This window comes from Pararhizobium gei (assembly GCF_029223885.1).
Lineage (GTDB): Bacteria > Pseudomonadota > Alphaproteobacteria > Rhizobiales > Rhizobiaceae > Pararhizobium > Pararhizobium gei.
In genome coordinates this window covers 55543-75442 of record NZ_CP119409.1, presented here as the reverse complement: position 1 = coordinate 75442, position 19900 = coordinate 55543, and the positions used below count along the sequence as shown (strand labels likewise).

At 56.3% G+C, this 19900-nt stretch carries 20 protein-coding genes; 11 read left to right on the top strand and 9 right to left on the bottom strand.

Features of this window, described 5'->3' with window-relative positions; all coding sequences use genetic code 11:
- Window positions 1-8: 8 nt before the first annotated feature.
- A complete protein-coding gene (locus tag PY308_RS00355; RefSeq protein WP_275786750.1) occupies window positions 9-707 on the bottom strand; it encodes a Tim44/TimA family putative adaptor protein in 699 nt (232 codons plus the stop codon).
- Between the two features lie 134 nt (window positions 708-841).
- Between PY308_RS00355 and PY308_RS00350 the strand changes: the two genes are divergently transcribed.
- Both PY308_RS00350 and secB read left to right on the top strand, forming a co-directional pair.
- Window positions 842-1354, top strand: coding sequence for an FxsA family protein (locus PY308_RS00350; RefSeq protein ID WP_275786747.1), 513 nt, complete (start codon window positions 842-844; stop codon window positions 1352-1354).
- Window positions 1355-1430: 76 nt separating this feature from the next.
- Complete coding sequence (secB, locus tag PY308_RS00345; RefSeq protein WP_275786745.1) at window positions 1431-1916, top strand: protein-export chaperone SecB; 486 nt, start codon at window positions 1431-1433, stop codon at window positions 1914-1916.
- A gap of 60 nt (window positions 1917-1976) precedes the next feature.
- Here the strand turns inward: secB and dnaQ are convergent, their stop codons facing one another.
- From dnaQ to PY308_RS00320, 5 genes are read right to left on the bottom strand one after another with little or no spacing between them, the layout of a single operon-like run.
- Complete coding sequence (gene dnaQ, locus PY308_RS00340) at window positions 1977-2675, bottom strand: DNA polymerase III subunit epsilon (RefSeq protein WP_275786742.1); 699 nt, start codon at window positions 2673-2675, stop codon at window positions 1977-1979.
- The gene (gene coaE / locus PY308_RS00335; protein ID WP_275786740.1) at window positions 2675-3268 is read right to left on the bottom strand and encodes a dephospho-CoA kinase; all 594 of its coding nucleotides are present in this window, start codon (window positions 3266-3268) and stop codon (window positions 2675-2677) included. The genes dnaQ and coaE overlap by 1 nt, the downstream gene beginning before the upstream one ends.
- Complete coding sequence (locus tag PY308_RS00330; RefSeq protein ID WP_275786737.1) at window positions 3265-4125, bottom strand: shikimate dehydrogenase; 861 nt, start codon at window positions 4123-4125, stop codon at window positions 3265-3267. The genes coaE and PY308_RS00330 overlap by 4 nt, the downstream gene beginning before the upstream one ends.
- On the bottom strand, window positions 4118-4717 hold the full coding sequence (locus PY308_RS00325; protein WP_275786735.1) for a Maf-like protein: 600 nt from the start codon (window positions 4715-4717) through the stop codon (window positions 4118-4120). The genes PY308_RS00330 and PY308_RS00325 overlap by 8 nt, the downstream gene beginning before the upstream one ends.
- 32 nt (window positions 4718-4749) lie before the next feature.
- Window positions 4750-5628 carry a pyruvate, water dikinase regulatory protein gene (locus tag PY308_RS00320; RefSeq protein WP_434064181.1) on the bottom strand — a complete coding sequence of 293 codons (879 nt, stop codon included), beginning with the start codon at window positions 5626-5628 and terminating at the stop codon, window positions 4750-4752.
- Window positions 5629-5979: 351 nt separating this feature from the next.
- Here PY308_RS00320 and hemE point away from each other — a divergent pair, with 351 nt between their 5' ends.
- The 8 genes from hemE (at window position 5980) to PY308_RS00280 (ending at window position 14775) form a co-directional block, all read left to right on the top strand.
- On the top strand, window positions 5980-7014 hold the full coding sequence (gene hemE, locus PY308_RS00315) for a uroporphyrinogen decarboxylase (protein WP_275786729.1): 1035 nt from the start codon (window positions 5980-5982) through the stop codon (window positions 7012-7014).
- On the top strand, window positions 7011-7550 hold the full coding sequence (gene hemJ / locus PY308_RS00310) for a protoporphyrinogen oxidase HemJ (protein ID WP_275786727.1): 540 nt from the start codon (window positions 7011-7013) through the stop codon (window positions 7548-7550). The genes hemE and hemJ overlap by 4 nt, the downstream gene beginning before the upstream one ends.
- A gap of 186 nt (window positions 7551-7736) precedes the next feature.
- A complete protein-coding gene (rho, locus tag PY308_RS00305) occupies window positions 7737-9002 on the top strand; it encodes a transcription termination factor Rho (RefSeq protein ID WP_275786725.1) in 1266 nt (421 codons plus the stop codon).
- A 127-nt stretch (window positions 9003-9129) separates the two neighbouring features.
- On the top strand, window positions 9130-10461 hold the full coding sequence (mnmE, locus tag PY308_RS00300; protein WP_275786722.1) for a tRNA uridine-5-carboxymethylaminomethyl(34) synthesis GTPase MnmE: 1332 nt from the start codon (window positions 9130-9132) through the stop codon (window positions 10459-10461).
- 71 nt (window positions 10462-10532) lie between these two features.
- Window positions 10533-12407, top strand: coding sequence for a tRNA uridine-5-carboxymethylaminomethyl(34) synthesis enzyme MnmG (gene mnmG / locus PY308_RS00295; RefSeq protein WP_275786719.1), 1875 nt, complete (start codon window positions 10533-10535; stop codon window positions 12405-12407).
- Window positions 12404-13048, top strand: coding sequence for a 16S rRNA (guanine(527)-N(7))-methyltransferase RsmG (rsmG, locus tag PY308_RS00290; RefSeq protein ID WP_275786716.1), 645 nt, complete (start codon window positions 12404-12406; stop codon window positions 13046-13048). Before mnmG ends, rsmG begins: the two co-directional genes overlap by 4 nt.
- Window positions 13045-13848, top strand: coding sequence for a ParA family protein (locus PY308_RS00285; RefSeq protein WP_275786713.1), 804 nt, complete (start codon window positions 13045-13047; stop codon window positions 13846-13848). Before rsmG ends, PY308_RS00285 begins: the two co-directional genes overlap by 4 nt.
- 39 nt (window positions 13849-13887) lie before the next feature.
- The gene (locus PY308_RS00280) at window positions 13888-14775 is read left to right on the top strand and encodes a ParB/RepB/Spo0J family partition protein (protein WP_275786710.1); all 888 of its coding nucleotides are present in this window, start codon (window positions 13888-13890) and stop codon (window positions 14773-14775) included.
- Window positions 14776-14794: 19 nt separating this feature from the next.
- On the opposite strand, the gene holA is transcribed toward PY308_RS00280, so the two are convergent.
- From holA to leuS, 3 genes are read right to left on the bottom strand one after another with little or no spacing between them, the layout of a single operon-like run.
- The gene (holA, locus tag PY308_RS00275) at window positions 14795-15829 is read right to left on the bottom strand and encodes a DNA polymerase III subunit delta (protein ID WP_275786708.1); all 1035 of its coding nucleotides are present in this window, start codon (window positions 15827-15829) and stop codon (window positions 14795-14797) included.
- A gap of 10 nt (window positions 15830-15839) precedes the next feature.
- Entirely contained in the window at window positions 15840-16358 is a 519-nt protein-coding gene (locus PY308_RS00270; protein ID WP_275786706.1) for an LPS assembly lipoprotein LptE, read from the bottom strand.
- A complete protein-coding gene (gene leuS / locus PY308_RS00265; protein ID WP_275786703.1) occupies window positions 16345-18969 on the bottom strand; it encodes a leucine--tRNA ligase in 2625 nt (874 codons plus the stop codon). The genes PY308_RS00270 and leuS overlap by 14 nt, the downstream gene beginning before the upstream one ends.
- A gap of 202 nt (window positions 18970-19171) precedes the next feature.
- Here leuS and PY308_RS00260 point away from each other — a divergent pair, with 202 nt between their 5' ends.
- Window positions 19172-19831, top strand: coding sequence for a YggS family pyridoxal phosphate-dependent enzyme (locus PY308_RS00260; RefSeq protein ID WP_275791237.1), 660 nt, complete (start codon window positions 19172-19174; stop codon window positions 19829-19831).
- The last annotated feature ends 69 nt before the right edge of the window (window positions 19832-19900 follow it).

The following is a 19900-nucleotide window of genomic DNA, read 5'->3' as shown; positions in this document are numbered from 1 at the left end:
GGACCCGATCAGTTTTCGGATTCGGTTGCGATAAGTTTCCAGTTCGGATCGCGCGATCGGGTATCGCGGGAGAAAGTCCAGAGATCGTTGACCTCGGAAACCGCTTCGGCGTCGCCATCGATGATGGCGCCGGCCTTGTCGTAGGTCGCCGAAATCAGCTGACTGATGATGCGCAGAGTGATGCTGGCTTCGCTGTCCTTGATTTCCGCATGGACCATCTCGGCCTTCTCGATGCCGACAAAAGTGGATTTGACCACTTCTCCCCGGCTCTCGCGCTCGGAGATGGCAGCATCAAAGCCGTCATAGACGTCGCGGGACAGAAGCCCCTTGAGGGTTTTTCGGTCACCCTCGGCAAACGCCATGACGATCATTTCGTAAGCCATCTTGGCACCGTTGACGAATTCCTTCGGATCGAAGCTATTGTCGGCATCGCTCATCCGGCGCAGCGCATCATTAAGTGGGGTGCCAGCCTTGGCGAGACTATCGACGGCGGCATAGCGCGAATTTTCTTCGCCAGGACCATCACGACGCGGCAGTTGCACGACCTTGCCCGACGTTTCCGGGCCTTCGGCGGTATCGCGTGACGAATAGGGATCGACCGGCGGACGTTCGTTGCCCGTCCTCTTGCCCAGAACGCTGCGCAACTGGAAGAAGATGATCACCGCGGCGACCAGGAAAAATAAAGTGACGAAGTCAAAAGAGCCCATTTCCACCCAGAACCGCTGTTAATATGTCGTGCGATCTCCCCATATAGTCTGCATGATGCGATCATTCAAATGACTATATCACATCTTTGCAATTGGCTGCCCTCTTCCAGGCGGCCTCATATCGAGCGAGGCCCATGCGTTCCCTGATCATTCCGCTGATTTTTCTGCTCATGCCGCTTGCGGAGATCGCCACCTTTATCTTCGTTGGCCGCGAGGTCGGCGTCGGCATGACGCTGCTGCTGGTGCTGGCAAGCGGCGTCGCCGGTGCGGTTCTTCTGCGCATTCAGGGCCTCGGCGTCCTTAAGAAAATTCAAGCGGCCGCACAGTCCGGGGACGATCCCGGCCGCCAGCTTGTTCACGGCGTCATGATCGTCGTTGCGGCTTTCCTGCTGATCATTCCCGGCTTCATCAGCGATATTATCGGCCTGCTCCTCTTCGTCCCTGCCATACGCGACATTGGGTGGTCGCTGATCAAGAGCCGTGTTTCGATCGTGACAAGGGGTTCCGCAGGTGGATTTTCCCGCGGTGCCGGACGCCCTTCCCCGGACCGGAGCGGTCCGCAGGTCATCGATCTCGATGGCGAGGAATTTTCCCGCACGAGCGGCAGCGGCCGCGCCGATCCTAACGAGCGCGACCGGCTGAGCTGACGGCGGTCCGGGTTGTACGGAAAGGTCCGAAGTGCTAGATGGCCTCACACCATTCATGTCCCAAGGAAAAGGCCTCATGACCGATACCCCCACCAACGGCGCCGCACCCGAGAGCCCGTCCCTCAATATTCTGGCGCAGTATATCAAGGATCTTTCCTTCGAAAATCCGGGCGCACCGCGCTCGCTTCAGGCCCGTGACAAGGCGCCCTCGATCAATATCAATGTCAACGTCAATGCCAATCCGCTGTCGGATAGCGAATTCGATGTTGTCCTGACCTTGAACGCGGAAGCGAAGGAAGGCGACAAGATGGTGTTCAACGTCGAACTCGCCTATGGCGGCGTTTTCCGCGTTGCCGGCTTCCCGCAGGAGCACATGCTGCCGCTGCTTTTCATCGAATGCCCGCGCCTGCTGTTCCCCTTTGCCCGTCAGATCGTTGCCGACGCAACGCGCAATGGCGGTTTCCCACCGCTGATGATTGACCCGATCGACTTTGCCCAGATGTTCACGCAGCGCATGGCCGAAGAAAAGGTTCGCGCGCAGGTTTCGACCCCCGCGAACTGATTGAGTTTTGCCATTCCTGATTTGATATGCCCGGCTCATAGCCGGGCATTTTTATTCGGGCTAATCGTATTTGGCCCAGATGGCTTTCTCGCCCATTTGCGCAATGAGTGCCGCATGGGCATTGGCTTCTGTATCCGTCAGGCGCGGGGCAAGGGGGCGCGGCCTGAGAGCGGTGAGGATGACGATATCCTCCACCTCCGTTGCCTGCCCGCTGCGGCCGTCGCTTGAGGACAAACCAAGCGCCGCCTGACGTCCGCCGATCATCTCGATATAGACTTCGGCCAGAAGTTCGGAATCGAGCAGAGCGCCGTGCCTGGTGCGATGCGAATTGTCTATCCCGTAACGCCGGCACAGGGCATCCAGCGAGTTTGGGCCCATCGGATGCTTCCGGCGGGCCATGGAAAGCGTATCGATGACCAGGTCGTTTCCAATCGCCGGCATACCGATCCGGGTGAACTCCGCATTGATGAAGCCCATGTCGAAGGTGGCATTGTGCGCAACCCAACGGGCGCCACCGAAGAAGTCGATGAGATCGCCGGCAATCTCTGCGAAGCCGGGTTTGTCCTTCAGGAACTCGTCGGTGATCCCATGCACCGCCAGTGCATCCGGGTGGACCTTCCGCGAACCGGGATTGATGTAAACATGGAACGTCCGGCCGGTCGGGAAATGATTATCGAGTTCGATGCCGCCGATTTCGATGATCCGGTCTTCCCGATTGTCGAGGCCTGTCGTCTCCGTGTCGAAAATGATTTCCCGCATCATGACCCCTTTTGGCTTGCGACCTGCCTGATGACATCAGCGACCTGTCTGCGGCTCGAATCAAGATCACCGCTCGTATCGATGATGTAATCGGCTTTTGCCCGCTTGTCCGCATCCGGCATCTGGCGGGAGAGGATCAAAGCCAGTTTCTCCTCCGTCATCCCCGGTCTTTTCAGAACCCGTTCTTTCTGAATTGCCTCGTCGCAGGTGACGACAACCACTGCGTCCACCCGATCTGCTCCGCCCGCCTCGAACAGAAGGGGGATATCGAGCAAGACCAGCGGCGTGTTCAATGCGCGATGATCTGCCAGAAATCGCTGTTCCGCTTCCCTCACCAGGGGATGTACGATCCCCTCCAGTATCTTGAACGCAGACGGATGTTCCGCAAGCGTCTTGGACAGGGCCTTTCGATCGACCACACCGTTTGCTGTACTGCCCGGAAAATGAGCCTCAATCAGCGCGGCCGCGGTGCCCTGGTAGAGCGTATGCACAATAGCATCGGCGTCATTCACCGGCACGCCGTGATCTGCGAACATGGCCGCGACCGTCGATTTTCCCATGCCGATCGAGCCTGTCAGGCCAAGGACGATCATGCGTGATTCGCCATATCGTCGATGATGATCTGCCTCAATGTTTCGTCCACTGCAGGGCGCTGCCCGAACCATTTTTCAAACCCGGGCGCTGCCTGATGAAGAAGCATCCCCAGTCCATCAACTGTAACAAGGCCCTGCGATTCTGCTTGCTGCAGGATCGGCGTCCGAAGGGGTACGTAGACGATATCCGTTACGATGCCACCGGCGCGCAGGATCGTGAAATCAATATCCGGCACTGCCGATCCATCCATGCCGAGCGACGTCGTATTGATGAAGATGCCCGCATCCCTCATGACCTCTCTCAAAGCCTCGAACGGCTGCGCGTGAACGGCCGGGCCGAACCGGTCGGCAAGCTCTTGAGCCCGGGCCTCGGTCCGGTTGATGACGTGAATGGTTTTGACGCCCCTGTCCCGCACCGCCTGGATCACCGCCCTGGATGCGCCGCCCGCCCCGAGGACGACTGCCGTTTCACAGCGATCCCATCCTGCGGCCCGGTCATCAAGATTGGCCGTGAAACCATGGCCATCTGTATTTGTTGCATGCAGGTGTCCTTCCTCCAACCAGACTGTGTTGGACGCGCCAAGCTCGCGGCTCAGCTCGTCTGGCGAGTCCGCCAATTGAAAGGCCTGTTCCTTATGGGGAATGGTGACATTGCCGCCGACGAACCCGGACGAACCGCTCCTCAGCGTGTCGATAAAATCGGTGAAATCCGCGGGTGCGATTTCGCAGCTTCGATAACTGCCTTCAAGACCAAGCTGTTTCAGCCAATAGCCATGGATAAGCGGCGAGCGCGAATGCTTGATCGGATAGCCGGCAACGAAAGCATGGTTAACAAATGTTTCACGTGAATCATGCATCAATCACCTTGAGATGTCTGAGTTGCGCGAGAAGCGGCAACATTGGCAGGCCGAGGATGGTGAAATAATCTCCATCCACAGCCTCGAAAAGCTGAATGCCTTCTCCTTCCAACTGATAGGCCCCAACACTTGACAAGGCGTTTTCACCCACTCTTCGGAGGTGCCGGTCAATGAAGCCGGGTGTGAGCGGTCGCACTGTCATACGGACAGAGTCAACATGCTGCCAAAGAACGTCATCGCCTCTCGTCAAGACCACAGCGCTGTTCAGCTGATGCGTTTGACCTGACAGCGACAGAAGATGCTCTCGCGCTTCGGCCATATCCGCCGGCTTGTGATAGACGCGCGCGCCCAGCGACATTGTCTGGTCCGAGCCGATGACGATCGCCTCCGGATTCTCTTTGCCGACGCGTCTTGCCTTGGCCTCCGCAAGATACAGCGCGACGCCCGCTGGCGTCAGAGCCTGATCCGCCATTCCCGCTTCGATAGACCGTTCGTCAATTGTCGCAGTTTGAGCGTGAAATATGATGCCGGCGTTGGTCAGAAGCATCCGGCGAAACGGGCTGGCGGAAGCCAGAATGAGCATGGTCGACATGAATCTGCTGTCTCGAATTGATCTTGTCCGCCTTACCTCAGCCTTGGCTTGAGGGCAACGATGGCTGCCGCCGTTTCCTCGATGGAACGGCGCGTCACATCGATCAAAGGCCAATTGTTGCGGGCGCAAAGCGAGCGGGCATATTTGAGCTCCTCGGTAATCGACGCCCTGTCGACATAATCTTCGGCCCGAAAAGTGTGAGATGCGGTTGCAAGCACCCGATTTTGCCGCACCTGGGCAATGCGATCCACGGTGGCGATGAGCCCCACGACCAGTGGCCGTGTGGCTTCCATCAAACGCTCTGGCAACGGCACGCCAGGCACGATGGGGATATTGGCCGTCTTGATGCCGCGATTGGCAAGATAAATGCTTGTCGGTGTTTTGGAGGTTCGACTTATGCCGATCAGGACGACGTCCGCATCGTTGAAATCCGCCGGAAGCTGGCCGTCATCATGGTCCATCGTGAAATTCAAGGCATCGATCCGCGCAAAATATTCCGCGTTCATCACATGCTGGGCACCGGAACGACGCCGCGACGTGGTTCCGAGATAGGATTGAAAAAGATCGATGATGGGATCAAGCACCGACACACAGGGGACCCCCATGATCTTGCAAGTCGCGTCGATACTATCGGCAAGCTCGCGATCGACGATTGTATAGAGGACGATACCGGGCGCGGCATCGACCGCTTCCAACACTTGCATGAGCTGCCTGCGGTTGCGGATGAGCGGATAAACATGCTCCAGCGCCTGCGAAGTGCGAAATTGCGCAGCAGCAGCCCTGCCCGCCGCAATAAGGGTTTCGCCTGTTGAGTCAGAGATCAAATGCAGATGAAAGAAGTTTTTCTGTCCGTCCACGTTATTCTCCGCGACCTGTTGATAAAGCGGGACAACGACAGGTAAGGGCGGCATCTCTGTGAAGGCAAGGGGAAAACCGTGACGTTATGCACAATCGCCTCCAAAAGAGGATCGTTTCGCGGTTCCTGTGAAGAAGACTCACGCTTCTGACGCAATGTGCCGTTTATCCACCGTCTATCCACAGTTATCGCCATTTCGAAAATCGGCGCAAGCATTTGATAAACTGAACTTTAAGCGTCATGGAGGCGTTTGCACCGCACATTGGGCCAAACCAATTCACAACCGGTTTTGAAAAGAGAACAAATGTGGAAAAGATGTGAACAGCTTTTAATCCTTGATAGTCACCGACTCTAAGAAATAGAAGCTTTAAATATAAGATTTCTTTTAAGTTGGAGACCTTGGCCTGTGACGGAAAACAGCCGCAAGATATTGAAGGTTCTGAGGGGGGAGACGGTCTCGCCACCACCTGTCTGGTTGATGCGTCAGGCGGGACGCTACCTGCCGGAATACAGGAAGGTGCGGGCAGCGGCCGGGAGCTTTCTGGATCTCTGTTACACGCCGGATTTCGCTGTCGAGGTCACACTGCAGCCGATCCGCCGCTACGGTTTTGACGCAGCCATTCTTTTTTCCGATATTCTCGTCATTCCGGATGCGTTGAAGCGAAATGTCCGTTTCGAAGAAGGTCATGGGCCGCGAATGGACCCGATCGCTGCAGAAGATATTGCAGGACTTGATACGCTTGATGTCCTTGATCACCTGAAACCTGTTTTTGAAACAGTGCAACGGCTAAGGATCGAGCTGCCCGCCGAAACCGCGTTGCTTGGCTTCTGTGGAGCCCCATGGACGGTGGCGACCTATATGATCGCCGGTCATGGAACACCCGACCAGGCGCCGGCCCGGTTGTTCGCTTACAAACATCCGAAGGAATTCGAGCGGTTGCTGGCGACGCTTGCCGAGATCTCGGCGGATTATCTTGTTGCGCAGATCGACGCAGGCGCGGACGCCGTGCAGATATTCGATTCCTGGGCGGGCGTGCTGGGCGAAACGGAGTTCCAGCGCTACGCCGTAGAGCCGGTACGCCGAATGATCGAAAGTGTGCGCGCAAGACGACCTCAGGCCAGGATTATCGCGTTTGCCAAGGGTGCCGGGGTTTTGCTGAAATCGTACCGGCAGGGCACAGGTGCGGATGCCATCGGCCTCGACTGGTCTGTGCCGCTTTCCTTTGCCGCCGAACTGCAAAAAGACGGACCGATCCAGGGCAATCTCGATCCGATGCGCGTGGTTGCCGGCAGCAAGGCTCTGGAGGACGGCATAGACGCTGTTTTGCAAGCTCTGACAAATGGACCGCTGATCTTCAATCTGGGCCACGGCATTACGCCGCAGGCGGATCCAGAAAACGTATCCCGGCTCGTCGCACGTGTACGCGGTCAAGCGACATGACGGAGCGCCAGACGGACGCCCTGCCGGGAAAAAGGGCGCGTGCCCGTGCCGTGACGGCAATCGTCCTTTTCGTGGCCCTGATCGCAACGCTGTTTACCTGGCAGCCGGACAATCTTTACCTCTGGATCAAGGCCTTGCATATCATCGCAGTCATTTCCTGGATGGCAGCGCTGTTCTATATGCCGCGATTGTTCATCTACCATACTGACGCCAAGCCGGGTTCCGAACAGTCGGAAACGTTCAAGATCATGGAACAGCGTTTGCTGAAGGTTATCATGAATCCCGCAATGATGATCACGTGGGTTCTCGGTCTCTACCTCGCCTGGAGTGTTTACGGATTTCAAGGAGGCTGGCTGCATGCGAAGCTTTTGCTCGTGGTGCTGATGACCGGCGTTCACATGTTTTTTTCCCGGGCGGTCCGGATATTTGCACGCGATGAAAACAACCGCAGTGCGCGTTACTGGCGCCTTATGAACGAGGCGCCGACAATTTTGATGATTCTGATCGTCATTCTCGCCGTGGTGAAACCTTTTTGATCGCATTGCGTTGCCGGAAGTGATACCAAGTAATTTCCGCAAGCCTCTTGCGGCGCACTGCTTGAATCGCTATTTTCCCGCAACCTCCTCTTTCGTGGCATGTGTAACGTTACGAGCCGGCTCTCGGTCGCTGCTCCCCTTACTCTGACACGCCGTTTCCCTTCGAATTCAAGTGGTCTCCCCTTCATGGCTGAAATGAAGCTACAAGAACTTAAAAATAAATCCGCGACCGATCTTTTGGCGTTTGCCGAATCCGTCGAGGTCGAGAATGCCAGCGTCATGCGCAAGCAGGAGCTGATGTTCGCCATTCTGAAGATGCTTGCTAGCCAGGATGTGGAGATCATCGGTCAGGGTGTGGTCGAGTTGCTGCAGGACGGTTTCGGCTTCCTGCGATCTGCCAATGCCAATTACCTGCCGGGACCTGACGATATTTACATATCCCCTTCCCAGATCCGCCGATTTTCCCTGAAGACGGGCGACACGGTGGAAGGTCCCATCCGCGGGCCAAAGGAAGGCGAGCGCTATTTTGCGCTGCTCAAGGTCAATACGATCAATTTCGAGGACCCGGAAAAGATCCGCCATAAAGTCCATTTTGACAATCTGACACCGCTCTATCCGAACGAGCGATTCAAGATGGAGCTGGAGGTCCCGACCTCCAAGGATCTGTCGGCTCGCGTCATCGACCTGATTGCTCCGCTCGGCAAGGGCCAGCGTGGTTTGATCGTAGCACCCCCGCGCACTGGTAAAACCGTTCTCCTGCAGAATATTGCCCATTCGATTACGGCCAATCATCCTGAATGTTATTTGATCGTGCTCCTGATTGACGAACGTCCGGAGGAAGTCACCGACATGCAACGGTCGGTCAAGGGTGAAGTGGTGTCTTCCACTTTCGATGAGCCGGCCACGCGCCATGTTCAGGTCGCAGAAATGGTCATCGAAAAAGCAAAGCGCCTGGTCGAACACGGGCGCGATGTTGTGATTCTGCTCGATTCCATCACGCGGCTGGGTCGCGCCTATAACACCGTCGTTCCCTCATCGGGCAAGGTCCTGACAGGTGGTGTGGACGCCAATGCGCTGCAACGGCCGAAGCGCTTCTTCGGCGCTGCCCGCAATATCGAAGAAGGCGGTTCGTTGACGATCATCGCGACTGCGCTGATCGATACCGGTAGCCGCATGGATGAGGTCATTTTCGAGGAGTTCAAGGGTACCGGTAACTCGGAAATTGTGCTCGACCGCAAGGTGGCCGACAAGCGTATCTTCCCCTCGATGGATATTCTCAAATCCGGTACGCGCAAGGAAGATCTCCTGGTGCCGCGTCAGGATCTCCAGAAGATCTTTGTTCTTCGCCGGATTCTTGCGCCGATGGGAACGACCGACGCTATCGAATTTTTAATCGACAAGCTGAAGCAGACGAAAACCAATGGCGATTTTTTCGATTCGATGAACACATAGCCGCTGATTGCTCCAAATGGACAAAGCCCGGCTCTCGCCTGGGCTTTTGTATTTTAAAGTCCGCACCAGCAAGATATTTGCCGGATTCGCGATTTTGTCTGCTGATTGATGAGGCAGGATTTCTAACATGACCCATGACGAGGCCGAACATTTCGCAGAGACGATCTACGCCTTGTCGTCGGGTGGTCTGCCCTCCGGTATAGCGGTCATTCGACTGAGCGGTCCAGAGACGCGCAATGTTGTGGTGCAGTTGAGCGGCTTTGTTCCCCCAACGCGCCAGGCGGCGCTTCGCGTTCTTCGTGACCGCAATGGCAACGTTCTGGACCAGGGGCTTGTTCTGTTTTTTCCGGGTCCGGCCTCGTTCACCGGCGAGGATTGTGCGGAACTGCAGGTTCACGGCGGACGCGCCGTCGTGAGTTCGATCCTGAACGCCTTGTCCGGCTTTCCCGGGCTCAGGCATGCGCAGGCTGGAGAGTTCTCGCGCCGTGCCTTTCAGAACGGCAAGTTGGACCTGGTTGAAGTCGAGGGCCTTGCGGATCTTGTGGCTGCAGAAACCGAGATGCAGCGCCGCTTGGCGCTGGAGCACTCCAGTGGGCATTTGTCCGATCTCTACAGGGGCTGGTCACAGCGTCTGACGCATGCTCGCGCCATGATTGAGGCGGAGCTTGACTTCGCCGACGAGGACGATGTTCCCGGATCCCTTGCTGATGCGATCTGGACTGACATGGAAGACCTGCTCAAAGATATTTGCGCACATATCGAGGGCGCCGGGATTGCTGAGATTATCCGGGATGGATTGACCGTGGTGATTGCAGGTGAGCCGAATGTCGGGAAATCGAGTCTCCTGAACTGGCTCGCCAAGCGCGATGTCGCAATCGTTACCGATGTCCCTGGTACAACCCGCGATGTTCTATCCGTCAACATTTCATTAGCCGGATTCTCTGTTCGTTTTGTTGATACTGCCGGTCTGCGCGAAGCGGCCGATCTCGTGGAGAAGGAGGGTATTCGGCGCGCTTATGCAACCATAGATATAGCTGATATTGTTTTGCTGCTTTCCGACGACCCAGAACGCTTTCCGACTATAAGGGAAACGCAGACGGTCGTTCGGGTCGTCACAAAGATTGATATGCGCAAGTTTTCGTGGGATAAGGCCGCTGTCCAGGCCGTTTCGACAAAAACGGGCGAGGGCTTGCCAGCCCTTCTGGACACGCTTGCAACTTACCTCCCCGACGTCACCTCGCCATCGGCCTTGGCACTTCCGACGAGGTCCAGGCATGTAAGTGCGCTGGAGGATGCGGCCGCTTCACTGCGCGTGAGTTTAGCGCAATCTGATAGCGGACTTGATATTCGGGCCGAGTATCTCCGACTGGCTGCGCAATCGTTAGGGCGCATTACCGGACGTGTGGATGTTGAGGATTTGCTGGATGTTATCTTCTCCGAATTCTGTATCGGTAAGTAGTGATACACTTCATGCGAGTCACCGACTATGTTTCACGTGAAACGATTCGAAGCGTTTGAAAAGAGATTTCTATGTTGAATTTTGATGTCGTCATCATCGGGGGCGGGCACGCGGGCTGTGAGGCTGCGAGCATCTCAGCGCGGCTTGGTGCCAAGACCGCTTTGGTCACACATAAGCGGGCGACGATCGGCGTCATGTCATGCAATCCCGCTATTGGAGGTTTGGGTAAGGGTCATCTCGTCCGGGAAATCGATGCGATGGACGGTTTGATGGGACGTGTCGCCGATGCGGCCGGAATCCAGTTTCGATTGCTTAATCGCAAGAAGGGCCCAGCAGTTCGTGGTCCTCGCACCCAGGCAGACCGAAAGCTTTATCGGCAAGCGATGCAAGGTGAGATCGCCGCGATTTCCAATCTAACGATCATAGAAGGCGATGCATTCGATTTGACGCTCCGCAACGGCAGGGTCGCTGGTATAAGCCTTGCTGACGGTCAAGTGATCCATTGCGGCGCCGCGGTCCTGACGACGGGGACATTTCTCCGCGGGCTCATCCATATGGGGAGCCAGAAGTTGCCCGCCGGGCGGATGGGCGAGCAGCCCTCGGTCGGACTTTCCGCAACACTCACGCGCTACGGGCTACGGCTGGGTCGGTTGAAGACAGGAACACCCGCTCGGTTGGACGGAAGAACCATAAACTGGAACTCAGTCGGTCGACAGGGTGCTGATGACCAGCCTGTGCCATTTTCGTTTATGACCGACGCCATTACAAATGCTCAGATAGAATGTGGTGTTACGCGAACAACCGAGGCGACCCATAGAATTATCAAGGATAACATTCATCGATCAGCAATGTATTCAGGCCAGATCGAGGGTGTGGGCCCACGATACTGCCCGTCGATCGAGGATAAAATTGTCAGATTCGGGGAGCGCGACGGACATCAGATCTTTCTGGAGCCAGAGGGTCTGGATGACGATACGGTCTATCCCAATGGAATCTCGACGTCGTTGCCTGCCGAGGTTCAGCAGGATTTTATGCGTACGATACCGGGGCTTGAAGACGTAGCCATCATTCAGCCGGGCTATGCGATTGAGTATGACCACGTTGACCCCCGTGAACTGAGCGCATCCCTTGAGGTTAAACAGATTCCCGGATTATTTTTGGCAGGCCAAATCAATGGCACGACGGGTTACGAGGAAGCGGCAGCTCAGGGTCTGACTGCGGGTTTGAATGCTGCCCGCATGGCGGCCGGAAGTACGCCCTATATATTCAGCCGAACAAACTCTTATATTGGGGTCATGATTGACGATTTAACGAGTCGCGGCGTCACTGAGCCCTATCGGATGTTCACGTCTCGGGCTGAATATCGGTTGTCCCTCCGTGCCGATAATGCTGATGTACGACTAACCCCGGATGCCATTGCCCTCGGCTGCGTGTCCGCGGCCCGAGGCCACCGGTTCAATAGCTGGATCGAGGCACTTGAAGCGGGCAAGGCGCTTCTACGGTCACTGACGATCACGCCGACTCAAGGTCGTGCCGTTGGTCTGAAATTGAACCTGGATGGGCAACGACGAAGCGCATACGAGCTACTCTCCTATGCCGAACATACGGTCGACTCCCTGGCCAAGATGTGGCCGGAGCTTCACACGGTCGATCCAAAGTTGGCTGAAGCCTTGGAAATAGACGCAAAATACGCTGTCTATATGCAGAGGCAAGCGGCTGATATTATAGGTGTGAAAAGGGAAGAAAGCCGGACAATCCCGGAGAATTTTGACTTCAACGCGCTTTCAGGTCTTTCCAACGAGTTGAAGAGCAAGCTTTCAAAGAAGCGGCCCAACAATCTGGCGCAAGCTATGAACATCGACGGGATGACCCCGTCAGCGATTGCCCTCATTCTGGCGTCGATTCGAAAAATCGAACTCCCGTTTGATGTGCGAGTCGCGCAATGAATGCGAGTCCGATTGAGTCGATAAACGGCCTGCGTGTTTCACGTGAAACTCAGCAACGGCTCGAACATTTCGGTCACCTGTTTATCAAATGGTCCAAAACAATAAATCTCGTCGCGCCATCGACAATCGGTGATCTATACCGGCGTCATATTATGGATAGCGCACAGATATTCAGCTGCTTTCCGGGGCCAAAAAGATGGATAGATTTGGGTAGCGGCGGCGGCTTCCCTGGGATTATCACGGCAATTCTATTGACGGAGTTAAAGGATGGCTGGGTCGATCTGGTTGAAAGCAATGGCAAGAAGGCTGCCTTTCTCCGCGTAGCTCTACAGGAGACCGGCGCGCGAGGCAGTGTGCGCACCATGCGCATAGAAAGCGCACCCCTGACTCTCAAAGAATGCGACGCCCTCTCGGCTCGCGCGCTTGCCGATCTGTCACAATTATTGGAATATTGCCTGCCCTGGATGGACGGAACACCGACGCGCGCCTTTTTTCACAAAGGCAGGGATTATCAGTTAGAAGTCGATAAAGCTGATGGCCGGTTTAAATTCGATCTGATAAAACACCAAAGCATCGTGGAGCCGGACTCAGTTGTTCTGGAAATTGCGAATCTCTCACGAAAGAGTGGTGGCGAACTGTGAGAAGCCTTTTAACTGAGCGAAACAGAATTATTACGATCGCTAATCAAAAAGGCGGTGTCGGAAAGACAACCACTGCTATTAACCTCGCGACCGCGCTGGCTGCTATTGGAGAGCGCGTTCTCATCGTGGACCTGGACCCTCAGGGAAATGCCAGCACCGGATTGGGCATCCGGCGTGTCGATCGTAAGCTATCCTCGTATGAATTGATGGTAGGATCCCACAGTATTGCCGAAGTGGTTTTAGACACTGTGGTCCCAAATCTGTCAATTATCCCATCGACAATGGATCTTCTCGGCGTCGAAATGGAGATTTCACAGCACGCTGATCGTGTCTTCCGGTTGCGTAAGGCATTGAGCTCGCCCGACGCCCTGATGTATAATTATGTGCTGGTTGATTGCCCGCCGTCATTCAATTTGTTGACAATGAATGCGATGGCCGCCGCGCATTCCGTTTTGGTACCGTTACAGTGTGAGTTTTTTGCGCTTGAGGGTCTCAGTCAGCTTCTGGAAACCGTTGACCAGGTAAGACGGTCTGTGAACCCGACACTCGATATTCAGGGGATAGTTTTGACGATGTTCGACTCGCGAAATAATCTTGCGCAGCAGGTCGTCAATGATGTGCGCACCCATTTGGGTGAGAAGGTGTACCATACGCTTATCCCAAGAAATGTTCGCGTATCGGAAGCGCCCTCCTACGGAAAGCCGGCGATTCTGTATGATTTGAAATGTGCCGGCAGCCAGGCTTATCTGCAACTGGCTTCAGAGGTAATCCAGCGGGAACGCCAACGAAAAGCAGCGTGAAGCGATTCGGAACAGAAACGATAGGTGCGAGTACGATCTATGAATGACGATAGCTCACGACGGCGCTTGGGCCGCGGACTGGCAGCGTTGATCGGTGAAATGGATCAGCCGGTGCAGGCCTCCGAGCCCGTATCTGCAATAAACCCGGATCGTCGTATTCCCATTGAATTCGTGTCGAGAAACCCACGCAACCCGCGCCGATCGTTTGACGAGGCGGATTTGCAGGATCTTGCGAGCTCGATTCGTCAACATGGTATCGTGCAACCTGTAGTGGTCCGGACGATTACAGAAGGCCGATATGAGATCATTGCTGGGGAACGCAGATGGCGTGCGGCGCAATTGGCGGGTTTCACGGATATTCCGGTTATTGTCCGCAATGTGGATGATCGCACGGCGTTGGAAATTGCAATTGTTGAGAATGTCCAGCGCTCCGATTTAAACCCGCTCGAGGAAGCGCTTGGCTATGATCAGTTGATCGCAGAGCATGGCTATACGCAGAATGATTTGGGCGAGATCATCGGCAAGAGCAGAAGCCATGTTGCCAATAGTTTGCGCCTGCTCAAGCTGCCGGAGCCCGTGCGGGATATGTTATCCTCGGGCACACTTTCCGCTGGCCATGCCCGTGCATTGATACCCACGTCCGATCCAGTTGCTTTGGCGCGGTCGATCGTGTCGAAGGGGCTTTCCGTGCGTGACGCGGAGCGCTTGGCACAGAATGACATTCGGGCCCAGACAGATCCTGATTTTAAGCGAACGTCCCGCAGGGATGAAAAGGATGCGGACACCATGGCTTTGGAGCGAACCTTATCCGACAGCCTTGGCCTGGAAGTAACGGTCAATCACAAGGCCACCGGTGGGCAACTGCGGATTTCCTATAAGACACTTGATCAGCTGGAAGAAATATGTCGCCTTTTGGAACGCCGCTGACGGTTCGGATCCGAAACGTCTAGCGTTGAACCGACTGGAGTGTTATCGCCAGCAACGTCTGCATGGCAATGCTGGCCTCAAGCGACTGCCGTATACGACTCTGAAAGATTGCCGCTTGAAGCCGTGTCAGTTCGCGTCGGATGGCGGGAAGTGTCCAGGATTTCAAGGCCGCTTCCACAAGCGGCTTGCGGCGAAAATGGAGGTGGCGCCCCATGGCCGCTATGACCTGCGCTGGCTGTTGCCGTTTCTCGTCCATTTCCGCACGCATGATGTCAAGCAGTTGAAACTGCTTCAAGCAGGCCTGCAGCACGAGGAAAACGGCTGTCTTGGATGCTGTAATCTTACGGATTGAGCGGTTGAGACCATCGACATCACCCTTCAGGACGGCATCGATGGCGTCATCAACAGAAATCGCGCTGGAATCCCCGATAATGTCAATAACATGCTCTTCCTCCACTATCCCGAGACCGCGGCAGTAAAGCGCTAGTTTGCGCAGCTCGTTGCGGGAAGCGATGCGGTCGCCGCCGAGAGCCTCATTCAGGCGTTCCCTGGCTGCGGCAGAAAGGCGCAGATTTTCCTGTCCAAGTTCGTTGTCGATCAGCGCATTCAGTGCCCGTGCGTCGTCGGCATAACACGCAATTGACAAGACCGAACGTGCGGTTTCGCCGATCTTTCGTGCGCCAGTGCCCTTTTTGAGGTCGCCGGCTTCCACGATGACAAAGCTGCCTGTGGGTGGATTTTGCGAAAGAACCGAGAAGCTTTCAACGAGCGGCCGTTCCGTTCCCGCGGCTCGAATCCAGACAAGCTTCTCCCCGCCAAACAGACCAAATGTGTTGACCTCGTCCAGCAGGCGGCTGGGCGTTTGCTGCAAATCGGAAGCATCAAGCTTGACCAGCGAAAACGGGTCATCGAGCGCAACACCTGTCCGGCCTGCAATCTGAACTGCCCGCTCCGACACGAGCCCGCGATCAGGCCCATAGACGAGAAACAGCTTCTTGTCGCTCAGCCCCTGCTGAAGGAGACCATCGAACTCATGCGACTTGATCTCGGTCATGCCGGCAGCATCAGCGGCCGAGGGCCGCTGCGAGATCGGCGCGAACGACTTCGGCAAGTTCCTTTGACGCGCGTTTCTCCGCATCCCGGGTTGCACGAACCTTGGCGAATTCCTGCTCGGGGAAATCGACAAGGGCAACAGCCGACCGCTGGCCCGAACGGACCGTTTCCCCGGTCTTGGCACGTGTCAGATTGTAATCGGCCATGACGACGACGCGACCGGCACCGGCCGTGTCCGATTCCTGATCATACAGAACACCAATAACATCGCTGGTGACGTTCAACGCCAAATTGTACTGAGGGTTTGCGGGCTCGCCGGCTCCGCCGGAGGTTGCAAAAATCAGGGCGTTACGGACAAGTTGCTCTACCCTGTCGTCGGCTTCAGAAATTCCGATGGAGGCCAGGGCTGCTGCCGGACGACCCTGCTGGCCTTCGGAATAGAGCGGCTTGACCTGACATGCGGCCAGAAAAACAACCGAACCCAGCGTCAAAAGTCGGCCATACCGATAGCGTGTTTCAGACGACAACATTCACAATCCTCTGAGGTACGACGACGATCTTCTTCGGACGCATGCCATTCAATGCTGCCTTGACCACGTCGAGGTCAAGTACCGCATTTTCTATGGTGATCTGATCCGCATCACGGGCGATTGTCAAATCGCTTCGCTTCTTGCCGTTGATCTGAACGGGCATAGTGACTTCGTTTTCTGCCACCAAGGCCTCGTCATATATCGGCCAAGGCGCCTGTGCCACCAGCCCTGCCCCGCCGATGGCACGCCAGCACTCCTCGGCGAGATGCGGCATCATCGGTGCCACGAGATGGACAAGAATTGTGGTCGCATCCTTTACCGCCTCGACAAGCGACGTGTCGGCTGTCCCGTCGGCGACCTGCGAAAGCGGAGCCGACAGCGCGTTCACCAACTCATACAGCCGGGCCACGGCCTTGTTGAAAGCCAGCTTGTCATAGTCTGCCTGCACGGCCTTCAATGTCTTGTGAGCGGCCTGCGAAACGGCCAGCGCCGGACCCTTCGCACCGGTCTTGGCGTTCGCCTCCTTCAGTGTCGCCGAAGCTTCTGAGATCAGCCGCCACAGACGTTGCACGAAACGATGGGCGCCCTCGACACCCGCTTCCGACCAGATCACATCCCGATCCGGCGGCGAGTCCGACAGCACGAAAAAGCGTGCTGTGTCCGCGCCGTAGGAGGCGATGATATCGTCGGGATCAACGACATTCTTTCTGGATTTCGACATCTTCTCGATGGCGCCGATAATAATCGGCTCGCCTGTTTCAATCAGGCTCGCCTGACGCTTCCCGTCGATCTCGACAATCATGACTTCAGCGGGCGTAACCCAGTCGCGCTGCTGCCCATCAGCCCGGCTGTAGGTTTCATGAACCACCATGCCCTGGGTGAAAAGACCCTTGAAGGGCTCGTCGAGATCAGCGTGACCTGTCGCTTTCATTGCCCGGGTAAAGAACCGCGAATAAAGCAGATGCAGGATCGCATGCTCAATGCCGCCAATATATTGATCGACCGGCAACCAGTTGTTCACTGCCTTCGGATCCGTCGGGTTGTCCTCCCAGGGCGCCGTGAACCGCGCGAAATACCAGGAAGAATCAACGAAAGTATCCATCGTGTCGGTTTCGCGGCGTGCATCCTTGCCACAGCGAGGGCAGGCGACGTGCCGCCAGCTGGGGTGGCGATCAAGCGGGTTGCCTGGGCGGTCGAAAGTCACGTCGTCAGGCAGTTTCACGGGCAGATCGGCCTTCGGCACCGGCAGAACACCGCAGTCCTCGCAGTGGATGACCGGGATCGGGCAACCCCAATATCGCTGGCGGGAAATGCCCCAGTCACGCAGGCGAAAGTTCACCTTCCGCTCCGCTTGCGGGGCATCCCCCAGTACGCGGCCTTCCAGCAGCGATGCGACCTTCTCGAAAGCCTCGCTTGTAGAGAGCCCGTTGAGAAAACCGGAGTTTATCATCACTCCGTCGCCGACATAGGCTTCGCTGCCGATGGTGAAGGCTGCTGCATCACCGTCCTTCGGCATAACGACGGGAACGACGGGGAGATCATATCGTCGCGCGAAGTCGAGATCCCGCTGGTCACCGGAAGGGCATCCGAAAATGGCCCCGGTCCCGTAGTCCATCAGCACGAAATTGGCGATGTAAACGGGCAATTCCCAAGTTGGATCGAGTGGGTGTTTTACCCGGATACCCGTATCGATACCCTTCTTTTCCGCAGTTTCAAGGGCGGCCAGTGACGTGCCGGCACGACGGCATTCCTCGCAAAAAGCATTGATCTCAGAACTGGATGCTGCTGCCTGCCGTGCCAGAGGATGGTCGGCGGCAATCGCCAGAAACGAGGCACCGAACAGCGTATCGGGACGCGTTGTATAGACGGATACCTCTGCTATGTCGGACGTGCTGGAGACGATCTCCCAGCGGATTGTCAGCCCTTCGGACCGGCCAATCCAGTTTTTCTGCATCAACCGGACTTTTTCAGGCCAATGGTCCAGAGTATCCAGCGAATCCAGAAGTTCCTGGCTGAAATCCGTGATGCGGAAAAACCACTGGGTCAGTTCCCGCTGCTCCACCAGCGCTCCCGAGCGCCATCCGCGACCGTCGATGACCTGCTCATTGGCAAGCACAGTGTTGTCGACCGGATCCCAGTTGACCTTCGACTGTTTGCGATAGACCAAGCCTTTTTCGAGGAAATCCAGGAAAAGATGTTGCTGGCGCTGATAATATTCGACGTCGCAGGTGGCGAATTCGCGGGACCAATCGAGCGACAGGCCCATCACCTTCAATTGCGCCTTCATCGAGGCAATATTCTGGTAGGTCCATGCAGCGGGATGCACGCCACGCTCCATGGCGGCATTTTCAGCCGGCATGCCGAACGCATCCCATCCCATCGGGTGCAATACGTTGTAGCCGCGGGCGCGCTTGTATCTGGCAACCACATCGCCCATTGCGTAGTTTCGGACGTGACCCATGTGGATACGGCCCGAAGGATAAGGAAACATCTCAAGCACGTAATATTTTTCGCGCGGGTCGTCGTTGTCGGTGATGAAGACCTTGTTGCGCTCCCATTCCTGCTGCCAGCGGGGTTCAGCATCGCGCGGATTATAACGTTCGGTGGCCATTGGGTGATGTTCCGGAATTTTTCGCGCAGGAAAGGCGCACGTTCGAATATTTGGGGTGACCTTCACCATGAAACAACGATAGCGTCAAGTTTTGGACGGCTTTGCAGCGAAAACTTTGGCAGTTCGATCAAAGGCTGCTAGTCGTCGGCCGGGTTTGAACGACGCCGGCGTGGCAGGCAAGGAATTGGCGGACAGTGTGGCAATAGATATCGAAGCACAATTGAATGATGTCGTGAACCGGATTCGGTTGGCTGAAAGCAGAGCGGACCGGGCTTCAGGCGCCGTGTCGCTGGTTGCCGTTTCCAAGACATTCGAAGCTGACATTATCCGTCCGGTGATTGCCGCCGGACAGCGAATTTTCGGCGAAAACCGGGTGCAGGAGGCGCAGGTAAAATGGCCTACCCTGAAAGAGGAAACATCCGGCATCGAGTTGCGTCTCATCGGGCCGTTGCAGTCAAACAAGTCGGCAGATGCCGTAGCCCTGTTCGATGTCATCGAGACGATCGATCGCGAAAAGATCGCGCGGGCAGTCGCAACCGAGATTGCCCGTCAGAACAAGCCGGTTCGGCTTTATGTGCAGGTTAATACGGGGCTCGAGCCACAGAAGGCCGGCATCGTGCCGGATGAGACAACGGCCTTTGTCGTCTTTTGCCGTGATACGCTGGGCTTGCCTATCGAAGGCCTGATGTGCATTCCGCCGGCCGACGAAAATCCGGGACCACATTTTGCGCTTCTGGCTAAGCTCGCCAGACGTTGCGGCCTGGAAAAGCTCTCCATGGGCATGTCGGGCGATTTCGAAACGGCTGTCGAGTTTGGGGCTACCAGTGTTCGAGTCGGTTCAGCGATTTTCGGCACGCGTTGACTGTGGGCCGGAACGCGGTCAGCCTGTCAGGCTCAGAACCGACCCCGGCCGGGTTCCGAGCCTGACAGA